At 33.3% G+C, this 19,673-nt stretch carries 20 protein-coding genes; 17 read left to right on the plus strand and 3 right to left on the minus strand.

What is annotated here, in order from left to right:
• The first annotated feature begins 713 nt into the window (after positions 1-713).
• From OEW74_RS09390 to OEW74_RS09435, 10 genes are all read left to right on the plus strand, one after another.
• Entirely contained in the window at positions 714-1,154 is a 441-nt protein-coding gene (locus OEW74_RS09390; protein ID WP_265428224.1) for a GPW/gp25 family protein, read from the plus strand.
• A gap of 23 nt (positions 1,155-1,177) precedes the next feature.
• Entirely contained in the window at positions 1,178-3,055 is a 1,878-nt protein-coding gene (locus OEW74_RS09395) for a type VI secretion system baseplate subunit TssF (RefSeq protein ID WP_265428225.1), read from the plus strand.
• Between the two features lie 22 nt (positions 3,056-3,077).
• Positions 3,078-4,004, plus strand: coding sequence for a DUF3829 domain-containing protein (locus OEW74_RS09400; RefSeq protein ID WP_265428226.1), 927 nt, complete (start codon positions 3,078-3,080; stop codon positions 4,002-4,004).
• A gap of 420 nt (positions 4,005-4,424) precedes the next feature.
• Positions 4,425-7,253, plus strand: a complete 2,829-nt coding sequence (uvrA, locus tag OEW74_RS09405; protein ID WP_265428227.1) for an excinuclease ABC subunit UvrA — start codon at positions 4,425-4,427, stop codon at positions 7,251-7,253.
• Positions 7,254-7,290: 37 nt separating this feature from the next.
• The gene (locus tag OEW74_RS09410) at positions 7,291-7,470 is read left to right on the plus strand and encodes a hypothetical protein (RefSeq protein ID WP_265428228.1); all 180 of its coding nucleotides are present in this window, start codon (positions 7,291-7,293) and stop codon (positions 7,468-7,470) included.
• A 276-nt stretch (positions 7,471-7,746) separates the two neighbouring features.
• Positions 7,747-8,151, plus strand: coding sequence for a hypothetical protein (locus OEW74_RS09415; RefSeq protein WP_265428229.1), 405 nt, complete (start codon positions 7,747-7,749; stop codon positions 8,149-8,151).
• A gap of 97 nt (positions 8,152-8,248) precedes the next feature.
• On the plus strand, positions 8,249-8,761 hold the full coding sequence (locus OEW74_RS09420; RefSeq protein WP_265428230.1) for a DUF421 domain-containing protein: 513 nt from the start codon (positions 8,249-8,251) through the stop codon (positions 8,759-8,761).
• A 4-nt stretch (positions 8,762-8,765) separates the two neighbouring features.
• Positions 8,766-9,260 (plus strand): GNAT family N-acetyltransferase, encoded by a 495-nt coding sequence (locus OEW74_RS09425; protein ID WP_265428231.1) that lies wholly within the window; start codon positions 8,766-8,768, stop codon positions 9,258-9,260.
• Between the two features lie 67 nt (positions 9,261-9,327).
• Positions 9,328-9,474: a hypothetical protein gene (locus tag OEW74_RS09430; RefSeq protein WP_265428232.1), complete on the plus strand. Its 147-nt coding sequence runs from the start codon at positions 9,328-9,330 to the stop codon at positions 9,472-9,474.
• A 118-nt stretch (positions 9,475-9,592) separates the two neighbouring features.
• Positions 9,593-9,868, plus strand: a complete 276-nt coding sequence (locus OEW74_RS09435) for a hypothetical protein (protein WP_265428233.1) — start codon at positions 9,593-9,595, stop codon at positions 9,866-9,868.
• A gap of 63 nt (positions 9,869-9,931) precedes the next feature.
• Here the strand turns inward: OEW74_RS09435 and OEW74_RS09440 are convergent, their stop codons facing one another.
• On the minus strand, positions 9,932-10,246 hold the full coding sequence (locus tag OEW74_RS09440) for a DUF4286 family protein (protein WP_265428234.1): 315 nt from the start codon (positions 10,244-10,246) through the stop codon (positions 9,932-9,934).
• 148 nt (positions 10,247-10,394) lie between these two features.
• On the opposite strand from OEW74_RS09440, the gene gyrA reads away from it, so the two are divergent.
• Positions 10,395-12,983 carry a DNA gyrase subunit A gene (gene gyrA / locus OEW74_RS09445; protein ID WP_265428235.1) on the plus strand — a complete coding sequence of 863 codons (2,589 nt, stop codon included), beginning with the start codon at positions 10,395-10,397 and terminating at the stop codon, positions 12,981-12,983.
• 28 nt (positions 12,984-13,011) lie between these two features.
• Positions 13,012-14,061 carry a tetratricopeptide repeat protein gene (locus OEW74_RS09450; RefSeq protein ID WP_265428236.1) on the plus strand — a complete coding sequence of 350 codons (1,050 nt, stop codon included), beginning with the start codon at positions 13,012-13,014 and terminating at the stop codon, positions 14,059-14,061.
• 222 nt (positions 14,062-14,283) lie between these two features.
• Here OEW74_RS09450 and OEW74_RS09455 read toward each other — a convergent pair whose 3' ends face one another.
• Entirely contained in the window at positions 14,284-14,940 is a 657-nt protein-coding gene (locus tag OEW74_RS09455) for an NAD(P)H-binding protein (RefSeq protein ID WP_265428237.1), read from the minus strand.
• A 228-nt stretch (positions 14,941-15,168) separates the two neighbouring features.
• On the opposite strand from OEW74_RS09455, the gene OEW74_RS09460 reads away from it, so the two are divergent.
• Positions 15,169-15,522, plus strand: a complete 354-nt coding sequence (locus OEW74_RS09460) for an MmcQ/YjbR family DNA-binding protein (RefSeq protein WP_265428238.1) — start codon at positions 15,169-15,171, stop codon at positions 15,520-15,522.
• A gap of 18 nt (positions 15,523-15,540) precedes the next feature.
• Complete coding sequence (locus tag OEW74_RS09465; RefSeq protein ID WP_265428239.1) at positions 15,541-15,687, plus strand: hypothetical protein; 147 nt, start codon at positions 15,541-15,543, stop codon at positions 15,685-15,687.
• A 16-nt stretch (positions 15,688-15,703) separates the two neighbouring features.
• On the opposite strand, the gene OEW74_RS09470 is transcribed toward OEW74_RS09465, so the two are convergent.
• The gene (locus OEW74_RS09470; protein ID WP_265428240.1) at positions 15,704-16,624 is read right to left on the minus strand and encodes a bifunctional riboflavin kinase/FAD synthetase; all 921 of its coding nucleotides are present in this window, start codon (positions 16,622-16,624) and stop codon (positions 15,704-15,706) included.
• A 228-nt stretch (positions 16,625-16,852) separates the two neighbouring features.
• On the opposite strand from OEW74_RS09470, the gene atpD reads away from it, so the two are divergent.
• The 3 genes from atpD to OEW74_RS09485 all read left to right on the plus strand — a co-directional run bounded on the left by atpD (position 16,853) and on the right by OEW74_RS09485 (position 19,641).
• A complete protein-coding gene (atpD, locus tag OEW74_RS09475) occupies positions 16,853-18,361 on the plus strand; it encodes a F0F1 ATP synthase subunit beta (RefSeq protein WP_265428241.1) in 1,509 nt (502 codons plus the stop codon).
• Between the two features lie 85 nt (positions 18,362-18,446).
• Positions 18,447-18,731 (plus strand): FoF1 ATP synthase subunit delta/epsilon, encoded by a 285-nt coding sequence (locus OEW74_RS09480; RefSeq protein WP_265428242.1) that lies wholly within the window; start codon positions 18,447-18,449, stop codon positions 18,729-18,731.
• A gap of 79 nt (positions 18,732-18,810) precedes the next feature.
• Positions 18,811-19,641 carry a hypothetical protein gene (locus OEW74_RS09485; protein ID WP_265428243.1) on the plus strand — a complete coding sequence of 277 codons (831 nt, stop codon included), beginning with the start codon at positions 18,811-18,813 and terminating at the stop codon, positions 19,639-19,641.
• Positions 19,642-19,673: the final 32 nt, after the last annotated feature.

The following is a 19,673-nucleotide window of genomic DNA, read 5'->3' on the forward strand; positions in this document are numbered from 1 at the left end:
CCGCCAAAAAACAAGAAAAAGAGCTCAAACATATCGTTCAATCGGGGCTAAAAATTTGTCACTATTCAAAAAATATCCCATTAATTTAAGATCAACCATGTCAAGGTTTCAAACCTTGACACGGTTTTTTTAGAGGCTATTTAAATTTGATATTTATTTTTAACATTAAGAAATTAAGATCATCGTCTTAAAAAAACTTAATACAAAATCAACGTGTTGATTTCTTAATCATTTCCTGCTTAAATGACTAAATACCTCAATGTTAAAATAAGAATAAACAAAGTTTATTTTAATTTAGAAATTGAAGATTATCTCCTTTCAGTCGATGAATGCTATTTCAACATAGTCAAAATTAAGATAAAGGCAATAGAAAAATATTTAATAAAAATTTAAACACGCTCTTAATTAAAGAAAATCACCCACCCAATTTTACAGTTTTTGTCAAGCTTTGCGAAGCAAATTTATTTGCCTTTGCTTCCTAAATATAAAATTTAAGTGTAAATCTTTGCGTTAAAAAAAAGCTTGTATTTCTTATCCCAAACGGAGACTAAATAAAACAAAACAAGTCAATGAATTTTCATTGGTTTTCAAAACGTACAAAAAACCTTCTTTTAATAATAATTTTAATATTCCATAACTCATTATTTCTCAAAAATGATTAATTTGGTATTTCGTTTTAATTAACACCAAAGAGAAATAACGAAATATCACTTATGGACACACCAAATTACAGAATGCCTTTTGTACCGTCTACACTCATGTCCGAAGGTGGAAGTATCGATACCTGCGACATGGGAGAAAGCATTGCTCATAACATTATGCTTTTAATTACCACAAAAAAAGGAGAAAACAGATATGATGACAACTACGGAAACGATGTTTGGAATCTGGAATTCGATAACGGCGTAACATCAGCAGTTTGGGAAAGTGTATTTGTAAAAAGTCTTAAAAGACAGATTTTACAATACGAACCACGAATTGTACAGCCACAGATTGATGCTCACATACGATTTGTGGAGCATAACTATGATACCAAAGAACATACGGAAATCAAGAAAAAAGTAAAAATAGGGATCAATGCAAAAATGGAAGCTACAGGCGAGCGTTTCAGTTTTTCTACCGAACTTTTTCTAAGCCCAATGTCCATCGACTAAATATTTATTTGTAATAAAATTTTATGAATTTAGATCAGAATATTTATTCCAAAGAATCCGTAAAAGCGAGAATGCTTCAGAATGCTACAAAAGTTTGGGGACTAAAAAGTCCACAGTCATTAGATCCTTTTGTGAAATTATTGATTGATGCATTCAGCACCGAAGTTTTTAAAGCGAATAATGAAATTCAAACCGTTAATGCAAGAATTTTAGAAAAACTTGCCAAGTTATTAACGCCTTCAATTTATACACACCCGATTCCTGCTCATGCTTTAGCTTATACTTCACCGTTTGAGTCGTCTGAAATTTTACTGGAGCACACTGAGTTTTTTTTCAAAAAGCACATGAATTCCACAGTAAAATCAGAATCAGATAAACAGCTGAATATTCCTTTTACACCCATTGGAAGCGTAAGAACAAACAAAGCGCAAACTACCATTATGTTTGTGGGGAATACTTGCTACAGTTTAGATGAAAGATTGAATAAAATTCCAATTTCCAGATTTCAGGGAAGACCGGAAGATTACAGAAAAGTAACCATCGGAATTGATGTTTCGAAATTTACCAACGAAAAGTTTCCGAAAACATTAAGTCTTTATTGTTCTAATCCTGCCTTTGAACATCTTGATTTTGTGTATAAGCTTTTACCTTACAGTACGGTTTCAAGCAACGGAAATCCCATGTTCATTAAAGAAGGAATTTCTTATATAAAAAACAATGAGAGGGAAGGCTACGAACAGATATTTCATGAGCAATCAATAAAAACAAAAATTATTGAGGATATCAAAAGTATTTACAGTCATAAATTTGTTGAGGTTACAGGACTTTCAAGAGATCTTTTCACAAAAGAACTTCCACAGGATTTAGATTTTTTAAAGGGAAAAGAAGAAATTGAAAAATATCTGAACGGAAAAGAGTATCTGTGGTTAACTTTCGAGTTTCCGCCGCAGTTTTCCGCCGAAATTTTAGACAACTTTACTTTTGTACTGAATGCTTTTCCGGTATACAACCGTGGCTGGAAAAAAACAGAATACAGTTTAGATATTATGGGAAATAATATTCCGCTGATTACCGAAGAAGCCGAATATTTCCTCTATGTAGATGAAGTTCAGGATGGAGACGGAAGGAAATACACCGAAATTCCTTTCACGCCTTCAGATAATCTTAAAAAAGGTTTGTACACCGTGAGAAAAGGAGGAATGGAACGTTTCAACAACAGAAATGCGGTGGATATGATTTCTAATGTTCTTGAACTGACAAGAGATGAGATTGCAGCATTTTCATTATTAAACCGTGACAATGTAAAAGGAATGTTGGGAGAAATGTCTGATAAGATGAAATCGATGGTGCAGAAAGTAAATAACGCCAAAAGAAACATCAGACAGGAACTTAACTATGTAATCATGGAACCTGTCGAAAAAACAGACCACACTTACGCTTCGTTTTGGATTACGCATTGCACTTTTGCCAATCACATGCGTCCCGGAACTGAACTTTCAAACCAGTTGAAATCACAGTCGATGATTTTGTTGACAGAAACAATTGGCGGAGCAGAAGAACAAAAAGGTTCAGACAGCATTCAAGCTTACAAATATGCTTTAACGACGAGAGATAAAATCATTTCTCTGGAAGATGTTAAAAACTATTGCCGAATGGTTTTGAAAGATGAACTGAAAGATGTTCGTGTAAAACGAGGAACCATGATCAGCAACAAACCAAAAGAAGGTTTTGTAAGAACCGTTGAGGTGGAAATTGTACCCAACAATTATTCTTTCTATGGAAGAATGTATTGGGAAAATATGGCAAACATTTTGCGGAACCAAATCGTAGCAAAAGCAATCGATGGAATAGAGTATCTCGTGAAAATAAGCAATGAAGACACCGATTTTTTTGAAAATTAATTTTAACATCCAAATATAAAATATGAAAAAAATAATGATGGTTGCACTCGCTTTGTCGCTGAGTGCTGCAAGTGTAAGCTGTAAAAAAGGAATGGATAAAATAGGAAATGCCGTTCTGAAAGCCGGAGAAAACGAATCTCAGGCGATTATAGATTTTAATAACGACTTTTTAGATTCTTACAAAAGCTCTTCCAGACATATTGAAAATATCGTAAAATATGCAGAAGCTGCCGTTAAGAAATCTAAAGGCGAAACAGTTTACAGCATGCCGGTTGTAATTAGTTCTATGGATTATTCGCTGAGTAAAATAAAAGAAGTTCCGTCTGGTTTTGAAAATGATAAAAAAATAATTGAAACCGATTTTAATACCTACAAAGCAAAAAGAGAAAGCATAGAAAAAAAATACGAAGAACTGAAATCATATATCACTTCTGAAGATTATAAAGACGATAAAGGGGTAAAAGCAGAAACTTTGCAAAAAGATATTACAGCAGAAGCGCAGGCATTTTTTACGGCGGGAGAAAATATTTTAACGAAAATAAAACCTGCAACCGATGCAGCAGAAGAAGTGATTCTTAAAGATCATCCGATGAAAGAATTTATAGTTTCTTCTAAATCTTTAATGAGTTCTATGGATTCTGTAATGGATGTTTTAGATAAGCAATATGCAGGAAATTTTAATGAAGCAGAAGCCCAGAAAAAGTATGACGAATTTGAGAAAATTGTGACGATAAATAACAGCAAAGTTTTTAATGTAAAAGAACAGCAGTACGCTTACAAAAAAACTCAGTTTGAAAGTGTAAACCAAAAAGCCTCTGACTTTTTAGATAAATTTAGAAAGTTGATCAGAGATTCAAAATCTACAGGGAAAATTCCGGACAGTAATATTCAGGAAATGGATTCTGCTTACGAATCTGTTTTGAATTCTTATAACTCATTTGTGAAATAAATTCTTAAACTTTATTCAGATAAAAATACCGATGGAAAAATTCATCGGTATTTTTTATACTGCAAAGACGTGATTTTTAGAGGTAATTATTCCCCGTTATGTATTTGACTCGTTGTCGTCACTTCGAGTAGATTTTTGAAAAAAATCGTATCGAGAAGCTCGTAATTTTTAGGACAAGTTCTATTCTCGATACATCTTTTCTCTACTTCGTTATGAAAAACACTTGAAGTGCCGAAAATCTAAAAAAAAAATTAAAATATACATGGCATAATTATTAACAACAAGATCTATAATTTAAAATTAAACAAACAATATATCTCTAATTTCACAGATGAGAAACTAACATTTTTTAACACGATAAATTCCATAAAATTCCGTAATTTTGCACATCGTGATTTTCAGGTAAAGTCACTCCAAATTATGAGTAAATCAACTGAATATATAGAAGTTTACGGAGCTCGTGAACACAATCTTAAAAATATTAATGTAAAAATTCCGCGTAACGAATTGGTCGTAATTACGGGTCTTTCGGGAAGCGGAAAATCTTCATTGGCTTTTGATACGATTTTTGCGGAAGGTCAGCGTCGTTACATCGAAACGTTTTCCGCTTATGCGAGACAGTTTTTGGGCGGTTTAGAACGCCCCGATGTTGATAAAATTGAAGGTCTTTCGCCCGTAATTGCTATTGAACAAAAGACAACCAATAAAAATCCACGTTCAACTGTAGGAACCGTTACAGAATTGTACGATTACCTTCGTCTCTTATTTGCGAGAGTTTCAGATGCTTATTCTCAAACGACGGGAAAAAAGTTGGTAAGCTATACTGAAGATCAGATTCTTGATACAATCAAAGAAAATTATAAAGGCGAAAAAATTATGTTGATGGCACCTGTTGTGCGTTCCAGAAAAGGACATTATCACGAACTTTTTGTTCAGATGGCCAAAAAAGGATACGGACAGGCAAGAATTGACGGTGAATTACAGGATATTGAATATGATTTAAAACTCGACCGTTACAAAACCCACGACATCGATATCGTAATTGACCGTTGGATTATTGGAGAAAGTGCATCGGAAGCCAGAATGGAAAAATCGTTGCGAACTGCAATGGAAATGGGGGAAGGTTTAATCGGGATTCAAAAACTGGGAAGTACAGAGATTGAATATTTTTCTAAAAACTTAATGGATGCCGAAACAGGCCATTCATTGGCTTTACCGGAACCGAATACATTTTCATTTAATTCGCCGAAAGGAAGTTGTCCAAGCTGTAAAGGTTTAGGAACAATTAAAAAAATCAACACCGATTATTTTGTTGAAAATCCTAAATTGTCAATCAATCAGGGAGCTTTGTTACCGTTGGAAGATATTAAATCTAATAAATATGTACTTTCTCAAATCAAAAATATTCTTGAAATTTTTGGTTTAGGATTGGCAACACCTTTTAAAGATATTCCGGAAGAAGCATTGGACTATATCTACAATGGTTGTCATAAGGAATTTAATAAAGATTTAAAATATGCCGGAATTACCAAAAAAATCAAAATCAGTTTTGATGGTTTGATTCCTTTTATGGAAGAATTAATCGAGGAAAGAGAATCTTACGAAGCAATTTTGCTTGAAAGACATTTTACAACCGAAGAAACTTGCCCGGAATGTAAAGGAACCCGTCTTCAGCCTTCAAGTTTAAGCTTTAAAATCGACGGAAAAAATATTGCCGAGATCAATGGTTTAAGTTTATCAGACTTAAAAGATTGGTTAGCCGATGTAAAAGATAAATTTTCAGAAAAAAATTCGATCATTGCTCACGAAATTTTAAAGGAAATCGAAACCAGACTTCAGTTTTTACTGGATGTAGGTTTAGATTATTTAAGTTTGAGCAGAAGTTCAAAAACTCTTTCTGGTGGAGAATCTCAGAGAATTCGTTTGGCAACACAAATTGGGTCGCAATTGGTCAACGTTCTTTATATTTTGGATGAACCAAGTATCGGATTGCACCAAAGAGACAATGAGAGATTAATTAATTCGTTAAAAAATCTTCGTGATATCGGGAACTCTGTTTTGGTGGTAGAGCACGATAAAGATATGATCATGGAAGCCGATGAGGTTTTAGACATTGGTCCGAGAGCCGGAAAATTTGGTGGAGAAATTCTTTGGCAAGGGAAACCGAAAGATTTGCTTAAAGCTGATACGATAACCGCTGATTATATCAACGGGAAAAGAAAAATTGCCATTCCGGAAGTGAGAAGAGAAGGAAACGGTAAAAATATTGTACTAAAAGGTGCTACAGGAAATAACCTTAAAAATGTAACGCTTGATATTCCGTTAGGAAAATTGGTTGTGGTTACAGGTATTTCAGGAAGTGGAAAATCTTCTTTAATCAACGGAACTTTATATCCGATACTGAATAAGCATTTTTACAGAGCCGTTCAGGAACCTTTGCCTTACAAAAAAGTAGAAGGCCTTGATAATATCGATAAAATTGTAGATGTAGACCAAACTCCGATCGGAAGAACACCTCGTTCAAATCCTGCAACCTACACCGGAATGTTTACCGATATCAGAAACTTATTTTCAGAATTGCCTGAATCTAAAATTCGTGGCTACAAACCAGGAAGATTTTCTTTCAATGTAAAAGGTGGAAGATGTGAAACTTGTCAAGGTGGCGGTTTGAAGGTAATCGAAATGAACTTTTTACCGGATGTTTACGTACATTGTGAAACCTGTAACGGAAAACGTTTCAACAGAGAAACTTTGGAAGTTCGCTACAAAGGAAAATCGATTTCCGATGTTTTGGATATGACGATTGATGAAGCGGTAGATTTCTTCCAGCCAATTCCTAAGATTTTTGCGAAAGTAAAAACTTTACAGGATGTAGGTTTGGGTTACATTACAATGGGGCAACAGTCGACAACTCTTTCCGGAGGGGAAGCGCAGCGTATTAAATTAGCAACAGAACTTGCAAAAAGACAGACCGGAAATACTTTATACATTCTTGACGAACCAACGACCGGGCTTCATTTTGAAGACGTGAAAATTCTGATGGATGCGATTAATAAATTAGTTGAATTAGGAAATTCATTCATCATCATCGAACATAATATGGATGTTATCAAATTGGCAGATCATATTATCGATGTTGGACCAGAAGGCGGTAAACACGGTGGGCAAATCATTGCACAGGGAACACCTGAAGAAATTATCAAGTCTAAGAAAAGTTTGACAGGAAAGTATTTGAAAAAGGAGATGTAAATTGGTCTTAAATTTGTGGTATCTCTTAAAAAATGTTATGAAATCTATTAAAATTTATTTAGCACTTTTGGTTTTTTCTCTTAGTCTAGCTTCTTGCGAAGTGAGAACGGCAACAAGCGTAAGAAGTAATAATTCTAAACCAATACCACCGGGTCAGGCTAAGAAAATTTACGGAACAAAATCTGCAAAACCTTTTGCTCCCGGGCAAAATAAATAAGCAATTAACATCTATACAATATTAACGAGCTGTAACATGTGTTATAGCTCGTTCTTTTTATCAAATTTAATTGAAATTGGTTCTAATTTAAATGTAATTTACACTTCCAATGTTAACTTTTTAATTATTTTTAAAATTTAATAATTTGATTATCAGTATAATATATTTTAATGTTAACTCAATGTTAACTGAATGTGAAATTTGTATGAATATTTTTTTATATCTTTGATTTAGAATTCAAAACAAGTTTAATATATAATTTAAAATCAGATGATTATGAAAAATAAAATTCAAATATTTGTTGCTTCTCTTTTCGCATTAGGATTAACAGCAATCGCAGGTAACGTAAAAGCTCAGACAACTTCAAACAATACAATTGAAGAGATTCAGATAAATAAAAATGATGCATTCAGTGAAATCAGAAATCTGTTGATGGCCAATTTTGATTTTACCAATCAAGATTATAAGCAAGGAGTTGTAAATTCTGAAGTAAAGTTTGATATTGCAGAAAATGGTAAAATTGTAAATGTACGTTCAAAAGGAGACTGCAAAAATGTAAGCAAAGAAATAGAAAATGTTTTGTCTCATCTTCAATATAAAGTGGATGCCAACAAACTGAATGAAAATATGCTTGCTTCTTCTTTTGTAATGCCTGTAAGAGTAGACATCAACAATAGATAAATACATAAAACTGTATATAATTTTCCTTAAACTGCTTGAAAAAGCAGTTTTTTTATTTCCGGTAATTGTATACATTTGATTTTAAATATTATCTGCCGTGAATCCTATTCTTGATGTAGTTATCCGTTCACTTTGCGTTTACCTTTTTATGGTAATCGCCATCCGTTTATTTGGAAAGAATCAACTTTCACAACTCAACGCAGGAGATGTTGTTTTGCTGTTGCTGATTTCAAATGCGGTACAGAATGCAATGGTTGGTGAAAATACTTCCTTAGAAGGCGGAATTGTTGCGGCGCTTGTTTTATTTGCTGCTAATTTTACTTTAAAAAGATTGATGTTTTCCAATCGTGGTTTTGCAAGTTTTATGGAAGCAGATCCGGTTATTTTAGTAAAAGACGGAAATGTAGATCAGGTTGCTTTAAGAAAAGTGAAAATTACTTTTGATGAACTGAATGAAGCAATCAGGGAGCATGGAGTAGAAGCAATGGAAAATGTAAAGCTTGCTATTTTGGAGGTGGATGGAAATATCAGTGTGATTTCTGAAGATAAAGATGATCAGCAGACTCACTATTCCAGAATTAAAAGAAAAAATAAAAGAAAATATCATTAAAAAAATGAACTACGAGATAAGAGAAATGCTTCCGCAGGACGAAACCAAAGTTTTAGAAATTTTCAAGCAGGGAATAGACAGCGGAATTGCCACATTTGATACAGAATTGCCAAGCTCAGAAGCCTGGAATTCCAGCTTTTTAAATGACTGCAGATGGGTTTTGGAAAACGAAAACAACGAAGTGATCGGTTGGTGTGCTTTAAAACCTGTAAGTAAAAGAGATTGTTTTAAAGGCGTTGCCGAAGTAAGTATTTATTTTGATCATAATTACCTTGGAAAAGGTTTGGGTTCGGTTCTTTTAAGAAAACTGATTCTCGATAGTGAAAACCACGGATTCTGGACTTTGCAGTCTAATATTTTCCCTGAAAACGTAGCATCTATAAAATTTCATCAGAAAAATGGTTTCAGAATCGTTGGTAAAAGAGATAAAGTAGGTCAGCTTCATGGTGAGTGGAAAGATCTTGTGATGCTGGAAAGAAGAAGCCCGAATATTTTTTAAATATTAACTATTAGTCGTTTGGCATTTTGATTGTACCATTCACTTCATCAATTTAAATTTTAAAATTATGAAACTCCTGAAAAATACAATTGCTATAATCGTTACAGCAGGATTTATTTCTTCCTGTGTTCCGCATCCGAGCCAAAGACCAATGCCTCACGGTCATGATAAGAAAGTTGAGGAATTGAAAAAACATCATCCAAGTAATAGATAAATCATCTTGATTATTCAGAAATAATAATAAAATTTCTTAAAAAATACTAAATATGCAGTTATAAGCAATTATTGGCATTAGTGTTGTTGGCTTTAGTCGTAATTTGAAATTGAGTATTATGAAGATCTTATCTAAAGTAATTGGGGTATTTTTGATTGTTTTTTCAATCGTGTTTTACCAGGCAGCGCCTCTTCAAAGAGGTCATCATCACGGTCCTTACAAAAAGCATTATCATCGTGGCCATTACAAGCCAAAGTATAAAAAAGTAGTGTATTATAAAGCGCCAAGACATTATAAAAAACATTATTATAAACCAGTACGACCATATTATTCTCATAAATACAGACATCCGAGAGTTTATCATAGCAGACCGGTAATAGTCGTTAACTTATAAAAAAAAAAGGCTGTTTCATTTTTTTGAAACAGCCTTTTTGTTTATCCTTTTGTTTAAGGTTTATTAAAGATTTTTCTTCTTAGGATTTAAAGAAGTATTGAAAATCATTACATCCTGCCCGAATTTGGTTTCGATTCTTTCAGAGATGTTTAATAATTCACTTTCCATAAATTCTGTTCTTTTTTCTTCGTCATCAAAAATTAAAAGAAGATTATAGTTTTTTCCTTCGTCTATAAAATCGCTGTGAACTTCAGATAAGATGTATTTATCAACATCCATAAGGTTTTCTGTCATTAAAACTAAAGTTTCATCCACATAATTTTCCCACTCATCTATACTGCTTTTTATGCAGTGAAAAGTTATACTTAATACACTCATATTTTAATTTTTTTTAAGATATTTTGCTTGATTTCTCAGGCAAAAATCGGTAAAAATTTTGTAACTTAGCCCGTTATTAATTATTTGAAATAAATAGTTTTCAGACCGATTTTTAAAAGTCTGATTATCATTACAATAAAACTTATATATGCAAAAAGAAGGAGAAAGATTAATTCCTATCAACATTGTTGATGAAATGAAATCATCTTACATTGATTATTCAATGTCAGTTATTGTTTCGAGAGCATTACCAGACGTAAGAGATGGTCTTAAGCCGGTACACCGAAGAGTGCTTTATGGTATGTATGGTTTAGGGGTTTTCTCAAACAGGAAATACTTAAAGTCGGCAAGAATTGTTGGGGATGTTTTAGGTAAATATCACCCACATGGAGATTCTTCAGTTTATGACGCAATGGTAAGAATGGCTCAGCCTTGGAGTTTACGTTATCCGCAGGTTGACGGTCAGGGTAACTTCGGTTCGATGGATGGTGATCCACCTGCAGCAATGCGTTATACCGAAGCAAGGCTTAAAAAAGTTTCAGACGAAATTTTATCAGATCTTGATAAAGAAACGGTAGATTTTCAAAATAACTTTGACGACAGCTTGACGGAACCTAGTGTAATGCCTACAAAAATTCCAAATCTTTTGGTAAACGGTACTTCAGGTATCGCAGTAGGTATGGCGACGAATATGGCTCCTCATAACCTTTCTGAAGCTGTAGATGCAATCTGTGCATATATTGATAATAAAGAAATTACCATCGATGAATTGATGCAGCACATTGTAGCTCCGGATTTTCCTACAGGTGGAATTATCTATGGATATGATGGTGTAAGAGACGCTTTCCATACAGGAAGAGGAAGAGTAGTTCTTAGAGCAAAAGTAAATTTCGAGGAAGTTCACAACAGAAATGCAATTATCGTAACCGAAATACCTTATCAGGTAAACAAAGCTGAAATGATTGCCAGAACAGCCGAGTTGGTAAAAGATGAGAAAATTCCTGGAATCTATGAAATCAGAGATGAATCAGACAGAAACGGGATGCGTATCGTTTATGAACTAAAAAATGATGCGATTCCTAATGTAGTTCTGAACTTATTATATAAATATACTTCACTACAAACGTCTTTCAGTGTAAACAATATCGCTTTGGTACACGGAAGACCGGAGCAGTTGAATTTAAAAGACATTATTCATCATTTTGTTGAGCACAGACATGTGGTGATTGTAAGAAGAACTGAATACGAGCTTAGAAAAGCAAGAGAAAGAGCGCACATTCTTGAAGGTTTCATGAAAGTGATTGGTTCTCAGGCTTCTTTAGATAAAGCAATTTCAATTATTCGTCACAGTGCCAATCCACAGGCTGCGAAAGAAGGTTTGATTGAAGCATTTGAATTATCAGAAATTCAGGCGCAGGCAATTCTTGATCTTCGTTTGGCTCGTCTTACAGGAATGGAGCTTGATAAGATCCGTGACGAGTACGATGCTATTATGAAAGAGATTAATAATTTAGAAGATATTTTGGCTAATGAACCAAGAAGATTCCAAATTATTAAGGATGAATTAATTGAAGTAAAAGAAAAATACGGCGACGAAAGAAGAACAGAAATCGATTATTCTGGAGGTGAAATGTCTATTGAAGATATTATCCCGAACGAAGCAGTTGTTCTTACCATTTCTCATGCAGGATACGTGAAGAGAACGTTGCTTTCTGAATACAAAATCCAAAGTAGAGGTGGTGTTGGTAATAAAGCGGCTACAACGAGAGATTCAGATTTCTTAGAGTATATCGTTTCTGCGACTAATCACCAATATATGTTGTTCTTTACAGAAAAAGGTAAATGTTATTGGTTAAGAGTATTTGAAATTCCTGAAGGTTCTAAAACTGCAAAAGGAAGAGCGGTACAAAACTTAATCAACATCGAACCAGATGATAAGATTAAAGCATACATCAGAACTAATGATTTGAAAGATGTAGACTACATCAATCAAATGAGCGTGGTAATGATTACTAAAAATGGTACAATTAAGAAAACTTCTTTGGAAGCTTATTCAAGACCAAGAGTAAATGGTATTAATGCTATTGAAATCAGAGAAAACGATCAGTTATTAAGTGCTTATCTTACCAATGGCGAATCTCAGATTATGATTGCTACCAAAAACGGTAAATGTATCCGTTTCCCTGAAGAAAAAGTAAGAGAAGTTGGTAGAGGATCTATCGGAGTTCGTGGTATTACGATGGAAGAAAACGATGAGGTTATTGGTATGATTGTTGTCAACGATTTGGAAAATGATACCGTTCTTGTAGTTTCTGAAAAAGGATATGGTAAAAGAACCGCAGTTGAAGACTACAGAATTACCAACAGAGGTGGAAAAGGAGTTATTACTTTAAATATCACTGAAAAAACAGGTAATCTTATTGCTATTCAAAATGTTACGGATGAAGATGGATTGATGATTATCAATAAATCTGGAGTTGCTATCAGAATGAATATGAATGAAATGCGTGTGATGGGTAGAAACACTCAGGGTGTAAGAATGATCAATCTTAAAAAGAATGATGAGATTGCAGCTATCGCAAAAGTATCAATGGATAAGGATGTAGAAGAGGAAGGTATTGAAGGTGAAGAATCTGAAGAAAATATTTCAACGGAAGAAAATGCTTCACCAAAAGCAGAAAATAACACAGAAGAAAACCCGACTGATGAAACTGAAAATTCAGATTCTGAAGAATAATATAAAAATATAATTAAAATTCTTATTTATGAAAAAGCTAATTTTAGGTATAGCAATCGTTTCTTCGGTTTTTGCTTTCGGGCAGAAGGAAGAGAAAAAAGATGTAAATGCTCAAGTTCAAGCTACTAATAAAGCGGCGATGGATGCATATAATGCAAAAAATTATACGGTTGCAGGACCAAAGTTCTTAGAACTTTATGATTTATTAAAAACAAACGGTCAGGATGATAAAACTTACAAGTATTATGCTGGTTTGAGTTATGCTTTAGCAAACAACTTAGATGAGTCTATAAAAATTTATACTGATTTAATTAATTCTGGCTATACAGGAGTTCAGACAACTTATACGGCAAAAGAAAATAAGACCGGACAAGTTTCGGCTTATGATAAGGCAACTTGGGAGCTTTTGAAGAAAAGCTCTAAAGATTATTCTGATTTCAAAACTGAGCAATCTAAAAGTGTTGAACCAGATTTATATGAAACTTTATCAACATTGCTTTTAAATGCAAAGAAAAATGATGAAGCTTTGGCAATAATTGAAAAAGGTTTAGCAAAATTTCCTAATAGTGCTAAACTAAAAGAATATCATGGTTCTGCTTTGTATGCAACAGGTAAGACCGATCAGTTTATGGTAAATCTTAAGGAGCAATTAGCAAAAAATCCTAATGATGCTACGAATTGGTATAACTTAGGAGTTTTGCAGTCAAAAAATCCCGCCACAGAAGCTGATGCAATTGTTTCATTTAATAAAGCAGTTGAGCTTGCTGGTACTGATGTTAAATTGAAGGATAACGCTTATCAAAACCTAGTATACACTGCTATTGGTGACGATTCTAAAGCTGTTGAAGCAATCAATGCAATTAGAAAATCAGATCCAGATAAAGCTACAACATTAATTGAAGCAAGAAAGGAGAGATTTAATAAAGCTTTGCCTTATGCTGAAAAATGGTATCAGGTAAGTCCTAACAATATTGATTCTGTTACTATCTTAAAAGATATTTACGCAATGTTAAAAAATCAGGCAAAAGTAGCTGAGTTAAAAGCTAAAGAAGCTGAACTTCAAGCTAAAGCTAAATAATCTAAAAGATAAGATTTATAATAAAGAAAATCGTCTCATTTTGAGGCGATTTTTTGTTTTGATTATTGAGCTTACTTAAATTTTATTTAAAAATAGAATTGCCACGAATACACGAATGTATTTTTCATAAATATAATTCGTGCATTCGTGGCAGCTAAAAAAATCAGCTTCATCTGCAAAATCTGCGAGAGAATGAATTTATGCTAGTTGAAGTTCTGAATTTTAAACATTACTTTTCTCAGCAAAACAGAAAATATTTCCAAGTTTAATGCTCGAATAACCATTACTTTTTATTTTAGAAGAATTAATCATTGCTTTAGCTAAAATGTCGGTTGGCAAAGGTTTTTGGCTTTCAAAAAGACCCAATGTATTAGCGAATTTTATAATTCTGCTTCCCAAAACTTCACCTGTTCTTTCAGAATCTTTTCTTTCGAGCATTCCGGGTTTGAAAATAGTAATTTTATTAAAATGAAGTTTTTTTACGGCTTCTTCAAGCTCGCCTTTCATTTTAGAGTAAAATATTTTTGATTTAGGATTAGCTCCATAAGCCGAAACCAGAATATAATCATCCACATTATTTTCTTTTGCAGCTTTTGCAAACTGATATTGATAATCGAAATCAACTTTTCTCTGGGCATCCTTGCTTCCGGCATCTTTAAGTGTGGTTCCGAGACAAGAAAATGCAACATCGCCTTTCACAAGATTTTTCCAGTCTTCATATTTTTCAAAATCTACCACATGAGTTTTTAATTTTTCATTGGTGATGGATAATGGCTTTCTTACAAAAACATTCACTTCCTCAAAATCGTTATCCTGTAACAATTGATTTACCAAATCTTTTCCTGTAGCACCTGTAGCACCGATTACTAAAGCTTTCATAATAAATAGTTTTGCGTGATGATCAATTCCTTTTTTAAATTTACTAAATTTGAGGTAATTATTTAAGATAAAAGATAAAAGATAAAAGATAAAAGATAAAAGATAAAAGATAAAAGATAAAAGATCTTTCAGTTAAATTAAAATATCAATTATCATTTATGATTTATGATTTATGATTAATCATTTATCAATCATTATTCATTACCAATTACTTATTACCCATACGAAATGGATGCCAACGAAATTTTAGATTATTGTCTTGCAAAAAAAGGAGTGACAGAAAGTTTTCCGTTCGATAACGAAACTTTAGTTTTAAAAGTAGGAATCAAAATTTTTCTGTTGATGTCTTTAGAAAGACAACCTTTAAGCATCAATGTAAAAACAGATCCTGAATGGAGCGAAGAACTTCGTGAGCAACATCCACAGATTACAGGTGCATTTCACATGAACAAAACCCACTGGAATTCTGTTTCTTTAGATGGTTTGAAAAGAGATTTAGTTTTAAAAATGATAGATCAGTCGTATGATTTGGTTTTTAAATCGTTGACAAAAAAAGCAAAAGAAGAAATTGAAAATTCTTAAGTAAATTAATAAAACAAAATGGCGAAAAAAATAGGTCTAACAATCTTTGCTTTTATCCTCGGATTTATTGTTTTCAGATATTGTGCAAAATTTGAATTGAATGAAAGTTTAATTATTTCTTTAGGAACTGCTGTTTTAAGCTTTTTGATTCCTAAGAAGATTTAATGAATAATAGATTTTACTAAAAACTAAAATTCTCAGTCAATCTTTTATCTTCATCCAACCTTTCGATCAATTTTTCTAACCCCTCAAATTTAATTTCCTCATGAAGAAAATCTCTGAATTTCACGGTGATTTTTTGATCATAAATATCTCCTTCAAAATCAAGAATATAAACTTCAACGGTTAATTTTTCGCCGTTTACAGTAGGATTTGTTCCCACACTCAACATTCCTTTGTATTGTTGGTTATTTAGAAAAACTTCAACAATATAAGCACCTTTTTTCGGAAGTAATTTTAGATTTTCAGTTTCTATATTGGCGGTTGGATAACCGATCGTTCTGCCTAGTTTCTTCCCATGCACAACCGTTCCGGAAACAGAGTAAGAGTAACCCAGCATTTCGTTGGCTTCTAAAATATTTCCTGCCAATAAAGCATTTCTGATTTTTGTAGAACTGATATTGTTTTCGTGGATGTTAATAGCCTCCATTTGCTCTACCTCAAAATCTAACTCTTTAGATAGTTTTTGAAGCAATTCAAAATTTCCGCTTTTATTTTTACCGAAAGAATGGTCGTAACCTATGATTAAATATTTTACATTTAATTTCTCAATTAAAATCTGACGCACAAATTCTTCACCGGTCAAGTTTCTAAATTCGTCATCAAATTCTTTTAAAAACAAATTATTGATGCCATATTTTTCCATCAGTAAAGTTTTTTCATCCAAAGTATTAAGAAGTTTTAAATCTTCATTTGGATTAAAAACAAATCTCGGATGCGGCCAGAAAGTAAGGATTGCAGTTTCCAGATGATGGGCAGAACCCACTTTTTTCAGCTCATCGATGATACATTTATGGCCAAGATGAACTCCGTCAAACATTCCCAATGATAACGCCAGAGGCTTTTGAGAGGGATAATCACTAAAATTTCTGAAAACTTTCAAGATGAAAAAATTTTGACTGCAAATATAGTTATAATGTACTTATTAATGTAACAATTTACCAATGTAATAAGCTAACATTAAAAATAGACACTTTATTGAGTCATTTATTGGTAATTTGCCAGATTGTTATATTGCTAAATTGTTAAAAAAAGCATGATAAAAATCTTTTTTTTAGCAATTGCAGGTTTGTGAAGATTCATTATATTTGCACCAAGAAAAAATTTAGCAATGGCAAACCAAATTAAAGGAAAAATTTCTCAAATTATTGGTCCTGTAATCGACGTAGTTTTTAATAATGTAGAAGCTATTCCAAGTATCTATGATGCTTTGGAGATTACAAAAGAAAACGGTGAAAAAGTAGTATTAGAAGTAGAGCAGCATATTGGTCAAGATACTGTAAGATGTATCGCAATGGATGCAACTGATGGTCTTAAAAGAGGTCAGGATGTAATTGGATACGGAAATCCTATTATCATGCCAATCGGTGATGCGGTAAACGGAAGACTATTCAACGTTGTTGGGGATGCTATCGACGGACTTCAGAATATTTCTAAGGATGGTGGTCTACCTATTCACAGACCAGCTCCGAAATTTGATCAACTTTCAACTTCTGCAGAAGTTTTATTCACAGGTATTAAAGTAATCGACTTAGTAGAGCCTTACTCAAAAGGAGGTAAAATTGGTTTGTTCGGTGGTGCAGGTGTAGGTAAAACGGTATTGATCCAGGAGTTGATTAACAATATTGCAAAAGGACACGGTGGTCTTTCTGTTTTTGCCGGTGTAGGTGAAAGAACGAGAGAAGGAAATGACCTTTTGAGAGAGATGTTAGAATCTGGTATTATTAAATACGGTGATGATTTCATGCACTCTATGGAAAACGGAGGTTGGGATCTTTCTAAAGTAGATTTAGAAGCAATGAAAGATTCTAAAGCTGCATTCGTTTTCGGACAGATGAACGAGCCACCTGGAGCAAGAGCAAGAGTAGCACTTTCTGGTCTTACTTTAGCTGAGTACTACAGAGACGGTGGTGAAACAGGACAAGGTAGAGACGTACTTTTCTTCGTAGATAACATCTTCCGTTTTACACAAGCTGGTTCTGAGGTATCTGCACTTTTGGGTCGTATGCCTTCTGCGGTAGGTTACCAACCAACTTTGGCATCTGAAATGGGTGCAATGCAGGAAAGAATTACTTCTACTAAAAATGGTTCAATTACTTCAGTACAAGCGGTTTACGTACCTGCGGATGACTTAACTGACCCGGCTCCTGCTACAACGTTTGCTCACTTAGATGCAACAACTGTACTTGATAGAAAAATTGCTTCATTAGGTATTTATCCAGCGGTAGATCCATTGGCTTCTACGTCAAGAATCTTGGCTCCGGAAATTATCGGTGAAGAACATTATAACTGTGCTCAGAGAGTAAAAGAAATTCTTCAGAGATACAAAGCATTGCAAGATATCATCGCAATCTTAGGTATGGAAGAACTTTCTGAAGAAGATAAATCTGTAGTTTACCGAGCTAGAAAAGTTCAGAGATTCTTATCTCAGCCTTTCCACGTTGCTGAACAGTTTACAGGTATTCCGGGATCATTGGTAGATATCAAAGATACCATCAAAGGATTCAACATGATTATGGATGGTGAATTGGATCACTTACCGGAAGCTGCTTTCAACTTGAAAGGAACTATCGAAGAAGCGATCGAAGCTGGACAAAAAATGTTAGCGGATAACGCTTAATTAGACATAAAGATATTAGATACCAGACATGAGACTTTAAAGTTGTCTGAAATCTGAAATCTGAAATCTTCAAATCTAAATTAAAATGAATATAAAAATTTTAACACCAGAATACGTAGTTTTTGAAGGAGAAGTAGACTCAGTATTGTTGCCTGGAAAAAATGGTGAATTTCACCTGATGAAAAACCACGCAGGAATTGTTTCTTCATTATCAAACGGTAAAGTAAAGCTGTTTACAAAATCTGTAGATGAAGCTTACGCTAAAAACTTTACCAAAGAAAATGAAAATCAAAACGAAGTTTTTACGTATCCTATAAAAAGCGGTGTTGTAGAATTTAATCATGATAAAGGAATTATCCTTTGCGAATAATTAAAATCGAAGCTAAATATATTTTCAAAAAAGTGTAACTTTGGTTACACTTTTTTTATGCTTTGTAAAATCTGATTTTATGAAACAAAGTTTAATCATGTTCTTTACAGTTTTGGGCTTCATTCTAAATGCTCAGATTATTAAAACGAAAAGAGGCATTGTAAGTTTAGACGGAATTCATGTTGCGAAAATATCAAGCAAATCTGGAGAATATACTTTTATGGATTTGAAGGAAACTCCTATCTTCACGATGGAGTTTGTAGATAAGAGTGTAGTAGATTCTGTACGAGATAGTTATGTGAAGTTGAATCGTGTTTATAACCGCGAAAAAACTTTAGATATGGATTATATTTCTCCATCCGCATTTTCTGGTGACGAAAAATCTGCAGTTTATACATGTATTAAAGGTTTAAAAATTATCGATGAAAGAGGAATCAACGTAAAAAACTTGGATGAACTTTTCAAAAACATGCCGAAACGAAAGCTTGATACCAAAACAAAAGAAGCTTATACCATAAGATCTAAAATCGACAGATTAAATATTACCGTTAATAATGTAGGTGAAATTTTAAGTAATGGTGTTCCGGTTGGATATTTCACTAATTTACCTGTAAGTTTTGGCTCTGATGACACGATTTCAGATAAAACATTTATTGATATCGAGATGTATGATGCTAAAAGTAAGTTGGTTGGGCGATATAGTACAACAACGAAAAGAATTACTACAGCAGGTGGAAAAATTTTTACTTTATATAGGGAAATGTCGGGTCGGGCTTCTATTCTGAAATTTCCTACTTACAAAGCACTTGCTGAAAGAATGGCGATTTTAGATCCTAATTTTATTAAAATTAGAGAAAAAGTAGAAGTTGGGGAAGTGATAAAAGACGGAGTTGAAAAGGATAAAAAATAAATCTCTATAATTTAAAAAATTCAATAGGAACG

The sequence above is a fragment of the Chryseobacterium sp. YIM B08800 genome (genome assembly GCF_026163565.1).
Lineage (GTDB): Bacteria > Bacteroidota > Bacteroidia > Flavobacteriales > Weeksellaceae > Chryseobacterium.